We start from the raw sequence: 12,239 nt of genomic DNA, 5'->3' as shown, positions 1-12,239 counted from the left end.
TGTTGTTGTAATAACCCCCCCTCGATATCTTAGATCAGACCGTGCCTTTCACGGTTTGGTCTAAGATTTTTTTTGTTTGAGACAGCGGCTATGGTTGCTCTTTTGGATCGATAGCAGGGGTTATATGCTGTAGGAGTAGCTTACGCTGAGGGAGCCAAAGGCGTGCCCTTCATCTTGTGTTTTAAACTCTCGGCTACGATGAACTTGAGCAAATGAAATTTTCCAGCCGTGGTAAAGCGCGGCAATACCAAAAGCTGTTTCGCCAACAAGGTGCTCTTTGTCGATCGAATGACTATCCCTAAAGGTGTTTCCATCTAAGAAAATATCTTGTACCACCCAGCGGCCATCCATTGATATAAACGCATGCACCCCTAAGTTATGATTTCGACTACCCCGCTGGTAGCGTCCATCACCTAAGCCCGGCGCGCTATTATCCCCGCCGCTGCGTAAAGCCGATGTGCCAAAATCTTGTGGTAGGTTCCAGCCGAACCTGACTTCTGCACCGGCGTTGAGGTAGGTCGCCACATTTCCTAAGCTACCACCGCCGTGGATAATCGTATCGTATTCAAAGAAGGGTGAAAATTGCCCGCGAATAATACGGTTTTTGTGCTCGTAGACAAGCTGTAAGCCAGGTTCATTTTTGAGTTGGTTATCCCACCCTTTAAACTTTTCAAAGCCCCGAATGTCATGGATAAAATCTTGTGCCTCTTGCCCGAAGGCGAGGGGGCCGACAATACCTAAGTTGATTTCAGCCGTATTCATTCTGTTTTTGGTGCGGCTATGGTAAGCAAGCCCAGTGTATAACCACGCGGCATAAGGGCGATCATTAGGATCAATGGTGGTTCGATCAATATCTTGTGGTGTATAGATCTGCTGGCCAACGCTAATAACAACGTTGCGCTGTAACTGAGTTGAGTTTTTATCACTGGGGTCGAACAGGGGAAGGTAGGGCGTTATGCCTCGTACCCAGCTTGGCAGCCGCTCATCATTGAGGTAATCATTCACATTAGGTGAAACCCAAGAGGCGCGCACACCATTGGTGTAGTCTTGATCGGTTTCCGAGAACAGATCATTTTCAAAATAGAGGTTTAAGGTCCAAGGTGCACCGGTTTCAGCACAGGCCGACTGTGCTGTTGTCAGCAATAAGCAGGAGGCTAACGCCAGAGGTGTTGTTGGTGTCACAGAAAAAGCCCTTCATTTTTTTTGCGGCGGATCAAGATTTTCCAACTGATCACAAATAGGCTGACAAATAAAAGCAGGCATTGTTCTGCCGCACCTAAGCCGATTAAGTTAGCTGATTCAACGGGACACTGAACAGCCGCATTCATTAATTCGGTTAGTTTAGCATCAATATGCTGTTGTCTCCCTAACAGTAACTCAATGGGTTGCTCACAATAGGCGGGAGGACTTTGGCTATCGGCTGAATGCTTCCATAAATGGTAGCTTGCTAAGGCTAAACCCGCGGCAGATAGGGTAAAATTCATCACACCATAGATCCGCTGCCCAAAGGTACGCGGGTTGTGGGCTAAGGCGATAAAAAAGAGTACCGCGCTGGTTAGCACTAACAGCTTTGATATTGAAATTAATGGGCTGCTGATATGTGTGATCGGATCTTGTAGGCTGGAAATCGCATAGACGAAGGCAACTAGGCACAGTGTTAAGCCTAAGAGATTAAAGCGGCGATAGATCGGGTCTTTAGTACTCATGTTGCTCTCTTTTAGTTATCTACGAACAAGCCTGTTATGTGTTAGGTACTTGCCCGTAGATACTCGACGTTAGCTTATTTTTTTTGCCAATTGCCGTTTGGGAGCTGAATAAATTGCCCTGCAGGTGTGCGCGCTTGTAAGCGTTGCCCCATGCGAATTTCAAACACCGACTGTTCTACGCCAGCGCTGGAGGCTCTATTTGCGTAAGCGGAACGACGTTTGTTGTTGATAGTGTCTACGAGCTTGCGTACGTCAGTGGACGCATTTGAGGTCACAATACCAAGATAGCCGTTGCTTCTTTCGCCTATAAGCCCTTGTGATTTGGCATCATCCATGGATATTGCCCAGACGGGTGTTGCCATAATAGAGAGCAAAAGTGCAAATAAGGCCATAAAATTACGTAGTTTAAACTGTGTCATCACTTAATCTCCCGTTAAAAAATATCGCTGTTTTCAGATAGAAGGTCGTCAATTTCACGATCCACTTTGACAAGAATTTCATGTTCTATCTTAACATTAAGATTGATAGTGATGGGTTCGCTGGGAACGGCGACTTCAACACGGGGTGAACATCCGCTAACACCAGCTAACGCAATCAAAAGCGCTAAGGGTGGAAGTAAAGAAGTTAGTTTCATGGTCGTTCCTCAATATAGGCTTCATTTGTTACTTAAGTCTTAATTAGCTCAACGATAACGCTTCTCAATCGTTCTCGTCAATTTATCTGTAAATTGAAGCGTTTTCATTAGTGTCGGTATATTCTCTTCAACATTGATTGTGAAGTCGATGGGATGGCCATTATGCCAGTTGGGGTTACTTCCTTTTAGGCGTGTTGTGAGTAACGCGGTGCCATCGGGTTCATAATTAAGTTGAATGTTTAACAGCTCAAAATGGAAGTTTTCTAACGCATCGATTGCTGTTTTTAAGCCAATGTTTGTTGCAGCATAGGCAGACACTGACGCGCTGGGTAGGAAGATGATTTTCCCCCCTGGTGCTAAGCTCAGCAATTTACCGTTGCTAATGCTGACTTGTCCCGCTTTATACTGTAGGGGAAAGTGGCCTGAGAGTTTTCCCTCGCCTGACAGTCCCTGTTGCTGCTCCAGTTTGAGCACTTCACCTAAATCAAGCGCTTCAATATCCACTTGGGTGGCAATCTCTGGGTTTAACGGATCAAACTCAATATCATTAACTGTAATGTTGCCACCGAGTATCTCAGCGCTTAGTGCGTTAAGTGAGATGAGATCACGCCTTTTGCTACGATCATGGGTGTAGCTGTAATGAGTACTGACCTTTGTGATCTCAATACCATTTGTAACCTTTCCAAGCTTAATATTGCCTGTATCGATTAATGTGCCTGAGGTGGAGAGTGTGGTTCTAGAATCCAGATCCAGTTGTTCTATCAGTGTCTCGTTCCAGCCGATCTGTGCTTGTCGAATGCTGTTATCCGCCATGAGGGAGAGTTTGTTGTTTTTAAACTGACCCGTACCTTTATGGAATAAGGTGCCCGCCTTGAGGCTGAGTTCGGGGGGGAGGATGACATATTTACGTAAAGGGGTATTGATGGCGGCTAAACTGATCGGTTTTAGCGTCCAACTAAACTGGCTGGCCAATGAATCTAACTGGGTTGATGTTTTGCCGCTAACCGCCAATGGGAGCTCGGTTGAGTTTAGATCGTAGGTTTGGCTTAGTACGCCGTTGTTGAGTTCGAACCCTGTCGTAAAGTTAATCAGTGGTTGTTGTTTTTGTTGGTGTTTGATTGCGATATTTTTAAGCTCGGCGCGGCCTTTGAAATAGCCTTGGGCTAAGGCTATTTTTTGCATATCCAGATTGAGCGTTAATGGGGCTATGTCGATATCGGGTAAGGCTACCGCTGTCGTAACGATTGTGACGTTAAAGGGATCGATCTGCGGCTCTAACGGGGTGTCTTTTGTCGTGTTAGCGAGGTTTAAGCCTATATTTAGTGCTTTTTTAAACTGGATACTCGCCTTTTTAATGGGGTTGCTCAAGCTGGCGTGGTTGATGTTGAGTAGGGATAACGTGCTGGCACTATCCATAACGACGGCCAAATGGCTGAGTGAAAAGTCCACGGTTCCACTTAATTGCGCGTCGACCTGCGCTATTGCGGCTATAGGTTTAAGCACGCTGAGTGTGGCTTTGACCTTTTGTTGTGTTTGTATACTGCCTAACAGCGCATCCGGTGTTAATTTGGTACGCAGCGGGAAGAGTGTCCGGCCTTGAGTTTCAAGGTGTCCCGTTAGGCTGGGGAGTGCTTGCTTGAGAGGTTGCTCTTGGGGCTCAGGCGGGAAGATTTCGTTCTGCCAGCGTTGTAGTCGTGTTATCTCTATTTGCTGGGTCGAATCCAGTTGTAATTGCTCGGTATAAGATAGGGCACCATCGATTGTTATGAAGGGGTCGTCGTTTTCCAGTAACCGAAGATAAAAATGATTGTCATAGCCTAGTTTCAAGTCACCCCAACCTAAGTCTTTATTGTTACGGTAAAACTTTACGCGGCTGTAGAGTTCTTCGCCATCAAATAGCAGGGCACCGCTAAAGCGCCAGTCAGCGGTGTTGGATGGGTAATCAAGGTTGACATTAAGTTCACCCACTTGGACTAAGTTAGCGGGTATCTTTTTAAACCATTGCTCGGGCAGTAGGTTGCTGAGATCGAGCAGTTCATCGTCCTCTTCAGGTTGAACCGCAGAAGTTGAATAGGTAATGGTGATATCAGATTTAGGTAGCTGGATCAGGTCGAGGCGTTGGTGCAGATACAGTTCTATTGGGTTGAAGCGTAAAAGAATATGTTCGGTTGAAAGGCTGAGTTGTTTATCGGGTTGTTTTTTTTGTAACTTGAGCTTTTCTATATGCAGCGTGTTCCATGTTGGAGGCTGCATGACGAGCTCAATATGGGAAAAGTTTTGTGCTTGTAACCAATGCTCAAGCCCTTTTTTTGCCAGCAGTGGCGAGAGAAAGTATAAGCTGACAGGTAGAACGATCAGAAACAGTAGGCAAAAAGAGAGTAGCCACCAACGTAGCTTAACGCGTTTTTGCATACTGCCTCCCTTTACTTGAGTCGGTGATGGTTGGTTACTCTAATGCGAGTTCTAGATCGTACAGCCTTTCTACGGCATCTTTTAGGTGAAAGATGATATCGCTGTAGCGATCGGTATCATTTTCGATATCCATTTCGCCCAGCCTGTCAGCGGTTTCTTCAAGGGATTCGCCGCGATTATCTATCCCGTTATCACCCAGTAGCCAATACATGAGCCCATAGATCTCTTTCACCGAGTTAATTTGATCTAGGTCCTCAATGATCTCATTGCGGATCTGGATTAATAGGGGCATTAACGGCGCATCGTTATCGGTTTCTAGATAGAGATCCAATAGTTCGGCGGCGGTTGATATGCCGTAGTCTTCTGAGCGGATCATCGCCAATGGGGCTTCAATCTTCTCGATGCTGGGTGTTTCGGTTAAATGATTTTTGAGTAAATACAACATTAACGGATCTTCCTAACAACATTGATACCATCTCGGACGGTTAGGAATAGATTTTCCACATTTGGGTCGGTCGCGATCTCTTTATTTAGATCCACAAGCACGTCATCAATATCGGACTCGGGCTGAAGTACTTTGCCAGACCATAGCATGTTGTCTAAAACGATCAATCCGCCAGGACGGGTCATCTCTAGCACTTTATGGTAGTAGTTTAGGTAGTTACGTTTATCCGCATCGATAAAGGTAAAGTCCAAGGTCATGTCTAATGTTTCAAGGGTGTCTAGCGCCTTGCCAAAAATCGCTTCTATTTTGTGGCCATGGGGGCTGCGGTCAAAAAAGGTCTGGGCAAACTCAATCGCACGGGGGTTGGTTTCACAGCAGATAATTTTTCCATCGTCCGGCATACCTTCAGCGATTGATAACGCGGAGTAGCCGGTGAACATGCCAATCTCTAATACGTTTTTTGGCTGGTGGAGTTGTGCAAGCAGTTTTAGGGTGCGTCCTACTAAACGGCCTGATAGTTTTTGTGGCCAGCCCATATTTTTGTTGGTTTCGTCGATTAACTCCTGAAGTAGTGCGGGCTCAGGGGTTGTACTTTGAAAGGCATAATCTTCAACTGCTTCGTTTACCAGAAATTCCACGTATCTGTTCTCTGTCTAGGGCTTATCAGCCTTTAATATCACTTTACTGGCCCAAACATTCAGCACAGGGCTGCCATCCTCTGGGGTCAGTTCAAATTCGCAGATAATAATATCACTTTCTGGGCACTGCTTGATAATGGCTTTTGCATTCGCGGGTGCAGGAAAACAGCCTTGTTCTGGGATAGTGCCTACACCGTACAAAGACCAACGTAACAGTTGTTTGTATTGACCTAAGGTTTGGCAAACCGTATAGCTGCTATCAATAACGCGATAGCTTGGCAGAGGTTCAGAATAGGTTGGCAGTGAAAGCAAGAGCATAAGCCATAAAAGTGGCGTGGGTTTTAGCATTCAGGTTCCTGTTGGCGATAAAGTGATGCAGTGAATTATAGAACGTGATGTGGCAGAAGGTGTGATTGGTCTACATATTTTTGCTGTGCTTCTGTATCCATGCAAACAGTCAGTTAACAGCTATAAGTAAAAGCCTTACAATGGGATCTGATTTATTACTTTTACTGGAGTACAGGCGTGCCTATTATTGATCCGTTAATTATTTTCTTGCTGACTGGTGTTGTATCTATGTCCGCTGCCTTAAGCGCAGGGGCGATTAATAAATTATCTGAAGAGGACAAGCCAGCGTTAGCCCGTACACGTAATGGTATGGTGGCTATCGTGATGCTTGGCAATATTGCAGCACTGACACTGGTTTTCTCTGCGGCGTATGGATTTGTTAATTTAGAGTGGTGGATTGCCTTACTTTGCGTCTTTATTTCCTTCCCGGTTGTGCATGTTATTGTTATTCAACAGGTATTGGGTGAATTTAAAGCATTGATGCTGATGTCGCCTTTAGTGGTTCTTTCTATTCCTATCTTATATCTCTATTGGTAACTGAATGATGCCAACGCTTACGTCGCTTGATTTAGAAAGCCTATTACTGGGTTGTGTGGTTGGATTAGGTGTGGCATTTGCGCTAGCAAAACTCATGTTTTCTGCCCAGCAGCGCCAATCGCGTGAGCGTTGTGATCAGTTAGAGCAAACCTTGTTGCAGTGTCAGGTTGCGCTAGATACGTCACGTCAAGACTGTACTCAGCTCAATGAGCGCCAGCATCAATTAGATATGCAGCGCGCGCGTTTGGATGAACGCCTAAGTTATATTGAGCCTTTGCTAGAAAATACTTTAGCTGAAAAGCACGCGTTAGAGCGAAAATTGGAACAAACGGCGTTTCAGTTGGCCGATCGTAGTGAAGTGGTAGCCGAACTGGAAACGCGCTTAGACGCCGAAAGAGAGGCGCAAGTTGAGAAGCTAGCGACACTAGAAAAAGCGCGTGAGCAGCTAAAGCAAGAGTTTCAAAACCTTGCTAACCGTATTTTTGATGAGAAAGCCCAGCGCTTTTCTGAGACGAGTAAAGAAAATTTAGGCCACCTGTTAACGCCTTTGCGTGAACAGCTAGGGGACTTTAAACGGCGTGTGGAAGATGTATATGACAAAGAAACAAAAGATCGACAGGCGCTTTATACGCAAATAAGCCAGTTAAAACAGCTGAATCAACAGATGAGTGAGGATGCGATTAACCTCACCAACGCCTTAAAAGGTGAGAATAAAACCCAAGGTAATTGGGGTGAAGTCGTACTTGAACGTGCGCTTGAAGAGTCTGGCTTACGTAAAGGCAGTGAATTTGAGTTACAGGTTAATGCCTCGCAAGAGGGGAAACGTTATCAACCTGATGCCATTATTCATCTGCCGGATGGCAAAGATGTTATTGTCGATTCTAAAGTGTCGTTACGCGCGTACGAGCAGTACTGCTCATCTGAAGAGAACGACGCGAAGCAGCGGTTCTTACGGGAGCACCTGCTCTCGATGCGCGGCCATATTAAAGGGTTAAGTGATAAAGCGTACCAATCCCTAGAGGGGGTGCGCTCTCTTGATTTTGTTCTCCTGTTTATCCCAATCGAAGGGGCATTTTTATTGGCCTTAGAGAAAGAGCCCAATCTGTTTAAAGAAGCCTTCGATCGAAATATTATGCTGGTGAGCCCATCCACCCTTATGGTGACGTTACGCACAATCCACAATATTTGGCGTTATGAGCATCAAAACCAAAATGCGAAAGAGATCGCACAGCGGGGGGGCGACCTACATGATAAATTTGTTGGCTTTGTCGAGTCGATAGATGAAATTGGTCGTAACCTACACAAAACCCAGCAAGCGTTTGATACCGCCCATAAGCGGTTAAGCAGCGGTCGCGGTAACTTGGTTAATCAAGTGGCCATGCTGAAAAAGCTCGGTGCTGAAGGTAAGAAAAAACTGAGTGCCGACCTGTTGGAACGTGCTTCCGATACTGATCAGCCATGAAATCAGTAGTGGGTTATGGCTCCCTTCTGTGCGAACGTTCTGCACGGGAGACGGTGCCGGGGTTAACCCATTTCCGGATTGTTGAAGTGCCGGGCTATATCCGCATTTTTAATAAGGTGGGGGTTGTCTTTTTTAGTCGTCATAAGGCTGATCCCAGCACTCGACAGATCGCGTCTTGCTCAACGCGTAAAGCCGAGCACGCCACGATCATCTGTTCCCAATTTGAGTGCAGCGATGAAGAGTACCTCGCCCTTTATGAGCGGGAGCATCGGTTTAATTGGGTCGAGGTGGAAACGCGACACTCTATTGAGGGCGGTGCACGCGGTTTGATGTGCACAACCAGCACGGACCTTGAATATCGTCAGCATAAGTGCCAATCGGAACAGGATTATCATACCCGCGTAGGGCAATACTACGATGGCCTGTTATGGCGCGATGATATTTACCCTTTTCCCCGTTACCTTGCATTCTGTTTACAAGCCGCTGAAGGGCTTGGTCCGGATGTGCTCAACAACTTTTTGGATACCTCTTTCCTCGCTGATGGTGCATGTTCGATCAGGAGCTACCTTGACCGCACACCAGAGCTGAAAGAGTGGCGAACGATGGATACAGGTTACCACTACCCTCGATAGCACCTTGCTTAACTAAACAACAGCGCCGCCTATTTCGGTGCTATTCCCGACAGGTTTGACTGCTGAGTCTAGAGTTGACTATGCCTGCGTGCGGCCTGTATCGCAGTGCTGTTGCGGGTTATGGCGACAGATTATTTTTTAAATAATTGCTTAAACTGGGCCAAGCTGAAGCGGATTCATAGTTAAAAACAGGCATATTCATTTAATTTGGCTCGAATATTATTGTTTTAAAAATAATCAAAACCTAATTTTGATATTTGCATGAATATTCAATATTAATTTTTGATATTTGCTTGAATAATCAATATTAAGTTTTGATTGATGCGAGATTATTCAAAATTGATTTTTGATTTGTTGCTAAAACCTCAATATTAAATTTTGATTTTTAATATATTTTTAACCTGTTGAATAGGAAGTGTATATTTATTATACAATCTTGGTTTTTCTATTTAGTCAGAGCTAGTGTTTTGAAATATTTGAACTTTTTTCCTAAAATATATTTTTGTTTGGCCGATAAGTAAAATAGAGTGAATTTATTGCCTCGTTTTATCGATATAAAATAAAGCGTCAAAATATAAAAAAATTCATCGAAAATAGGTTGGTTTATTAATAGTAATAAGTGAAAATAAGGCAGCCTATAATTAATGTACGGCGTGTGAATATGGTAGCTAACTCAAATATGATTGTTGCACTCGATATTGGTACCTCCAAAGTGGTTTGTTTGGTGGGTGAAGTTAATGTCGACAATACAATTGATATTGTTGGAATCGGATCCCATCCCTCTAGAGGTCTAAAAAAAGGGGTGGTGGTCAATATCGAGTCCACGGTGAGCTCTATTCAGCGTGCGGTTGAAGAAGCCGAATTGATGGCCGGTTGTAAAATCCATTCCGTTGCGGTTGGGATTGCAGGCAGTCATATCAGTAGTTTGAACTCCCATGGCATCGTTGCGGTGAGAGAGGGCGAAGTAACAGAATTTGATCTAGAGCGGGTAATTGATGCCGCACGAGCAGTAGCCATCCCTGCGGATCAGAAAATTCTGCATATTTTGCCGCAAGAGTATGAAATTGATAGCTCCGAAGGCATCCGTGAGCCATTAGGCATGTCAGGCGTTCGTTTAGAAGCCAAAGTGCATCTGGTTACAGGGTCTGTTAATGCCGCACAAAATATTGAGAAATGCGTGCGCCGTTGTGGCCTTGATGTGGATAACATTGTTTTAGAGCAGTTGGCTTCTAGCTATTCCGTATTAACGGAAGATGAAAAAGAGTTAGGTGTCTGCATGGTCGATATTGGTGGGGGAACCTCTGATATTGCCATTTTCACCGGTGGTTCTATACGCCATACGGCTGTTATCCCTATTGCAGGGGACCAAGTCACTAATGATATTGCCATGGCGTTACGAACGCCTATGCAGCATGCCGAAGATATAAAAATTAAATATGCTTGTGCACTGGCTCAGTTAGCCGCGCCAGATGAGATGGTTAATGTCCCCGGTGTAGGTGATCGTCCGGCACGAACCCTATCTCGCCAGTCATTGGCAGAGGTGGTCGAGCCGCGTTACGAAGAGCTCTTTAATATGATTCAAACCGAGCTCAGACGTAGTGGGTTCGAAGAGCTTGTCGCCGCAGGTATTGTTCTCACCGGTGGTACTTCCAAAATGGAAGGGGCTGTTGAGCTAGCAGAAGAGGTGTTCCATATGCCTGTTCGCTTAGCCTTGCCGCAAGGTACGCGGGGAATGGATGATATTTTAGGTAATCCCGTCTATGCAACCAGCATGGGATTACTGCAGTACGCCCATGATGATCAAGGCGGTGAACCCGCTCAAGTGGTTGAAGTTGATGTGATTGAGCGTCAAGCAAGTATGCTGAATAAAATGAAGACATGGTTCCAAGGTAATTTTTGAAGCCCTGTTTATTAAACGGACTAATCATTAAATAAGCGCTACTAATTAGAATAAGCGTAAAACTGGAAGGAGATCGGTATGTTTGAGTTAGCGGATAATATCCCTCAAAGCGCCGTAATTAAAGTTATTGGTATTGGTGGTGGCGGTGGTAACGCTGTACAGCACATGGTTAATTCTGAAGTGGATGGTGTAGAGTTCATCTGTGCGAACACGGATGCGCAAGCCTTAGACAACATGCACTCAAAAACAGTGATTCAAATCGGCGGTGAGTTAACCAAAGGTTTGGGCGCAGGTGCAAACCCTGAAGTGGGTCGCCACGCGGCGATCGAAGACCGTGAGCGTATTGCCGAAATGCTTGAAGGCGCCGACATGGTCTTTATCACAGCGGGTATGGGTGGAGGCACCGGTACAGGTGCTGCACCGATTATTGCCGAAGTGGCAAAAGAGATGGGTATCCTAACGGTTGCTGTTGTTACAAAACCGTTCTCTTTTGAAGGCCGTAAGCGTCTTAAAATTGCAGACGAAGGGATCAATGAGCTTAAAGAGAATGTAGATTCCCTTATCATTATTCCAAATGAAAAATTACTTCCAGTACTGGGTAAAAATACCAGCCTGATTAATGCATTCAATACCTGTAATGACGTATTGAAAGGTGCAGTACAAGGCATTGCTGATCTGATCATCCGTCCAGGCATGATCAACGTCGACTTTGCAGATGTCCGTACCGTTATGTCCGAAATGGGCATGGCGATGATGGGTAGTGGTAGTGGCCGTGGCGAAGACCGTGCAATAGAAGCGACTGAAGCTGCGATCAAAAGTCCTTTGCTTGAAGATGTTGATCTGAAGGGGGCGAGTGGTATTTTGGTTAATATCACCGCGGGTCTTGATCTAAGTTTGGGCGAGTTCTCAGAAGTGGGTAACATTGTTGAAGAGTACGCTTCTGAGAACGCCACTATTGTTGTGGGTACGGTTATTGATCCAGAACTTACGGATGAACTTACCGTTACTGTTGTTGCAACAGGCCTAGGCCGTGCAGGGCAGCAGCATGTTGAAGTGGTTAATACAGGGTCTGGTCGTGCTTCCGCTGTGGCAACCGCCGCAGGCGCAGCCTCAGACTTTGATCAGCTAGAACTGCCCGCGGTTATGCGTACTGGGCGTAAAGATAGTGCGCCACGACAGAAAGCTGAACCGATTGAAATACACAGAGAGATTGAGCAGGAACAACCTGCGCTACAAAGAACAGGCACGGATGATATGGAGTTCTTAGACATTCCAGCATTCTTGCGTCGTCAAGCCGACTAAGTCTGCTTGATAGTTTTATACCTTCCAGGTATTACTTTGGCCCAGCTTTAAGCTGGGCTTTTTTTCTTGTCCGGTTAGCTCTCCATTCTCTTTTATCGAACCCGCTCTGCCATCTTAGTAAATAGGCGTGTTGTGTTGGGTATTAATTGATCGCTTTCTCTTTTCTTGTCCCTGTCCTATCCGTTTATTTTGTTACAAATCCCTTAAGATCGAATGATCTCCT

13 protein-coding genes are annotated in these 12,239 nt (G+C 45.4%); 5 read left to right on the top strand and 8 right to left on the bottom strand.

Annotated features, from left to right (window positions below; translation table 11 throughout):
- Window positions 1–120: 120 nt before the first annotated feature.
- The 8 genes from A3773_RS01210 to A3773_RS01175 all read right to left on the bottom strand — a co-directional run bounded on the left by A3773_RS01210 (window position 121) and on the right by A3773_RS01175 (window position 6,183).
- Window positions 121–1,182, bottom strand: coding sequence for a lipid A deacylase LpxR family protein (locus A3773_RS01210; RefSeq protein ID WP_067981943.1), 1,062 nt, complete (start codon window positions 1,180–1,182; stop codon window positions 121–123).
- A complete protein-coding gene (locus A3773_RS01205) occupies window positions 1,179–1,706 on the bottom strand; it encodes a disulfide bond formation protein B (RefSeq protein ID WP_067981940.1) in 528 nt (175 codons plus the stop codon). Before A3773_RS01205 ends, A3773_RS01210 begins: the two co-directional genes overlap by 4 nt.
- Window positions 1,707–1,780: 74 nt before the next feature.
- Window positions 1,781–2,125: a YdbL family probable chaperone protein gene (locus A3773_RS01200; protein WP_067981937.1), complete on the bottom strand. Its 345-nt coding sequence runs from the start codon at window positions 2,123–2,125 to the stop codon at window positions 1,781–1,783.
- 14 nt (window positions 2,126–2,139) lie between these two features.
- A complete protein-coding gene (locus A3773_RS01195; RefSeq protein ID WP_067981934.1) occupies window positions 2,140–2,340 on the bottom strand; it encodes a YnbE family lipoprotein in 201 nt (66 codons plus the stop codon).
- 48 nt (window positions 2,341–2,388) lie between these two features.
- Entirely contained in the window at window positions 2,389–4,752 is a 2,364-nt protein-coding gene (locus A3773_RS01190) for an intermembrane phospholipid transport YdbH family protein (protein WP_067981931.1), read from the bottom strand.
- A 34-nt stretch (window positions 4,753–4,786) separates the two neighbouring features.
- Window positions 4,787–5,197: a hypothetical protein gene (locus A3773_RS01185; RefSeq protein WP_067981927.1), complete on the bottom strand. Its 411-nt coding sequence runs from the start codon at window positions 5,195–5,197 to the stop codon at window positions 4,787–4,789.
- A complete protein-coding gene (locus A3773_RS01180; RefSeq protein ID WP_067981923.1) occupies window positions 5,197–5,835 on the bottom strand; it encodes an O-methyltransferase in 639 nt (212 codons plus the stop codon). The genes A3773_RS01185 and A3773_RS01180 overlap by 1 nt, the downstream gene beginning before the upstream one ends.
- A gap of 15 nt (window positions 5,836–5,850) precedes the next feature.
- Window positions 5,851–6,183 (bottom strand): hypothetical protein, encoded by a 333-nt coding sequence (locus A3773_RS01175; RefSeq protein ID WP_067981920.1) that lies wholly within the window; start codon window positions 6,181–6,183, stop codon window positions 5,851–5,853.
- Between the two features lie 177 nt (window positions 6,184–6,360).
- On the opposite strand from A3773_RS01175, the gene A3773_RS01170 reads away from it, so the two are divergent.
- The 5 genes from A3773_RS01170 to ftsZ all read left to right on the top strand — a co-directional run bounded on the left by A3773_RS01170 (window position 6,361) and on the right by ftsZ (window position 12,016).
- Window positions 6,361–6,720, top strand: a complete 360-nt coding sequence (locus tag A3773_RS01170; RefSeq protein WP_067981917.1) for a hypothetical protein — start codon at window positions 6,361–6,363, stop codon at window positions 6,718–6,720.
- Window positions 6,721–6,724: 4 nt separating this feature from the next.
- Window positions 6,725–8,182 (top strand): DNA recombination protein RmuC, encoded by a 1,458-nt coding sequence (locus A3773_RS01165; RefSeq protein WP_067981914.1) that lies wholly within the window; start codon window positions 6,725–6,727, stop codon window positions 8,180–8,182.
- Complete coding sequence (locus A3773_RS01160) at window positions 8,179–8,814, top strand: hypothetical protein (protein ID WP_067981910.1); 636 nt, start codon at window positions 8,179–8,181, stop codon at window positions 8,812–8,814. The genes A3773_RS01165 and A3773_RS01160 overlap by 4 nt, the downstream gene beginning before the upstream one ends.
- Window positions 8,815–9,475: 661 nt before the next feature.
- Complete coding sequence (gene ftsA / locus A3773_RS01155) at window positions 9,476–10,714, top strand: cell division protein FtsA (protein ID WP_067981907.1); 1,239 nt, start codon at window positions 9,476–9,478, stop codon at window positions 10,712–10,714.
- 78 nt (window positions 10,715–10,792) lie between these two features.
- The gene (gene ftsZ / locus A3773_RS01150) at window positions 10,793–12,016 is read left to right on the top strand and encodes a cell division protein FtsZ (RefSeq protein WP_067981903.1); all 1,224 of its coding nucleotides are present in this window, start codon (window positions 10,793–10,795) and stop codon (window positions 12,014–12,016) included.
- Window positions 12,017–12,239: the final 223 nt, after the last annotated feature.

It is taken from the genome of Neptuniibacter pectenicola (assembly GCF_001597735.1).
GTDB lineage: Bacteria > Pseudomonadota > Gammaproteobacteria > Pseudomonadales > Balneatricaceae > Neptuniibacter > Neptuniibacter pectenicola.
Note: the sequence above shows the minus strand (reverse complement) of the source record. Positions and strands in the feature narration are given on the sequence as shown.

Excerpts from the sequence above, each read along its gene's own strand:
- A3773_RS01195 (WP_067981934.1), bottom strand. The coding sequence starts at position 2,340 with ATGAAACTAACTTCTTTACTTCCACCCTTAGCGCTTTTGATTGCGTTA.
- A3773_RS01165 (WP_067981914.1), top strand. The coding sequence starts at position 6,725 with ATGATGCCAACGCTTACGTCGCTTGATTTAGAAAGCCTATTACTGGGT.
- ftsA (WP_067981907.1), top strand. The coding sequence starts at position 9,476 with ATGGTAGCTAACTCAAATATGATTGTTGCACTCGATATTGGTACCTCC.
- A3773_RS01190 (WP_067981931.1), bottom strand. The coding sequence starts at position 4,752 with ATGCAAAAACGCGTTAAGCTACGTTGGTGGCTACTCTCTTTTTGCCTA.
- ftsZ (WP_067981903.1), top strand. The coding sequence starts at position 10,793 with ATGTTTGAGTTAGCGGATAATATCCCTCAAAGCGCCGTAATTAAAGTT.
- A3773_RS01185 (WP_067981927.1), bottom strand. The coding sequence starts at position 5,197 with ATGTTGTATTTACTCAAAAATCATTTAACCGAAACACCCAGCATCGAG.
- A3773_RS01175 (WP_067981920.1), bottom strand. The coding sequence starts at position 6,183 with ATGCTAAAACCCACGCCACTTTTATGGCTTATGCTCTTGCTTTCACTG.
- A3773_RS01160 (WP_067981910.1), top strand. The coding sequence starts at position 8,179 with ATGAAATCAGTAGTGGGTTATGGCTCCCTTCTGTGCGAACGTTCTGCA.
- A3773_RS01205 (WP_067981940.1), bottom strand. The coding sequence starts at position 1,706 with ATGAGTACTAAAGACCCGATCTATCGCCGCTTTAATCTCTTAGGCTTA.
- A3773_RS01200 (WP_067981937.1), bottom strand. The coding sequence starts at position 2,125 with ATGACACAGTTTAAACTACGTAATTTTATGGCCTTATTTGCACTTTTG.